The following is a 1,467-nucleotide window of genomic DNA, read 5'->3' as shown; positions in this document are numbered from 1 at the left end:
CCGAGGCCCTGGCGGCCAAGGGCGGCGGCGGCCGGCCGGACATGGCCCAGGCCGGCGGCCCCGATGCCTCGCTGGCCCATGGTGCGATCGAGGCCATGGAAAAGGCGATTGCGGCCAAGAAGGCCTCCTGAGTCCAATGAATGACGGCCCCCGGTTCGCTCCGGGGGCCGTTTTTCTGTTCGTGCTCTTTTGCGTAAGGTCCGGCGATGGAACTCCCGACACTTCCCTTCACCGTGACCGACTGGTCCGCCGTTCCCGTCACCGAACATCCGGGTGAAACCGGTCTCGCCCGCTGGCGCAGCTTTCACGCCGGGGAGCTGCGGGTGCGACTGGTCGAATACACGCCGGGCTATCTTGCCGACCACTGGTGCGACCGTGGCCATGTGCTGTTCGTGGTCAGCGGCGAGCTGATCACAGAGCTGAAGGACGGCCGCCGCTTCGTCCTGACCGCCGGCATGAGTTATCAGGTGTCCGATTTCGGCGACCATCCGCACCGGTCCTCGACCGAAATCGGCGCCACCCTGTTCATCGTGGACTGAAACCTTCTCGTTTGAGGGAGCCCGCCCATGCGTTTCACCGGAACCGACCGTTATGTCGCCACCGACGACCTGATGGTGGCGGTCAATGCCGCCATCACGCTGGAGCGGCCGCTCCTGGTGAAGGGGGAACCCGGAACCGGCAAGACGGTGCTTGCGGTGGAGATCGCCCGGGCGTTGAACAAGCCGCTGCTGTCCTGGCATGTGAAGTCCACCACCAAGGCACAGCAGGGCCTGTACGAATACGACGCGGTCAGCCGTCTGCGCGACAGCCAGCTGGGCGAGGCGAAGGTCCACGACATCGCCAACTACATCGTCCGCGGCAAGCTGTGGGAAGCCTTCGAGGCTCCGGAAGCCCCGGTCCTGCTGATCGACGAGATCGACAAGGCCGACATCGAGTTCCCCAACGACCTGCTGCTGGAACTCGACCGCATGGAGTTCCACGTCTACGAGACCCGTCAGACGATCAAGGCGGCCAAGCGCCCCATCGTCATCATCACCTCCAACAACGAGAAGGAGCTGCCGGACGCCTTCCTGCGCCGCTGCTTCTTCCACTACATCCGCTTCCCCGAGCGCGAGACGATGGAGCGCATCGTCGAGGTCCATTATCCCGGCCTGAAAGCCGCGCTGCTGCGCGAGGCGCTGAACCTGTTCTACGACCTGCGCGAGGTTCCCGGTCTGAAGAAGAAGCCTTCCACCTCCGAACTGCTGGATTGGATCAAGCTGCTGATGGTCGAGGACGTCGATCCCGAGACCCTGCGCGCCAAGGACGCCCGCACCCTGATCCCGCCGCTGTGCGGCGCGCTGCTGAAGAACGAGCATGACGTGCACACGCTGGAGCGGCTGGCCTTCCTGGCGAAACGGGGGCGGTGATCGGGGTGCAAGGCGCCCCTTCTCACACTCCCTCCACCTCCTCCATCGGCAGAACCAG

General features: G+C 65.0%; 2 protein-coding genes. Both read left to right on the top strand.

Annotated features, from left to right (window positions below; translation table 11 throughout):
* The first annotated feature begins 206 nt into the window (after nt 1-206).
* Nucleotides 207-539, top strand: coding sequence for a DHCW motif cupin fold protein (locus tag I71_RS05825; RefSeq protein ID WP_042692172.1), 333 nt, complete (start codon nt 207-209; stop codon nt 537-539).
* A 27-nt stretch (nt 540-566) separates the two neighbouring features.
* A complete protein-coding gene (locus I71_RS05820; protein WP_042692169.1) occupies nt 567-1,409 on the top strand; it encodes a MoxR family ATPase in 843 nt (280 codons plus the stop codon).
* Nucleotides 1,410-1,467: the final 58 nt, after the last annotated feature.

The sequence above is a fragment of the Azospirillum sp. B506 genome, from assembly GCF_000333595.1.
In the GTDB taxonomy this organism is placed as follows: Bacteria; Pseudomonadota; Alphaproteobacteria; order Azospirillales; family Azospirillaceae; genus Azospirillum.
Note: the sequence above shows the minus strand (reverse complement) of the source record. Positions and strands in the feature narration are given on the sequence as shown.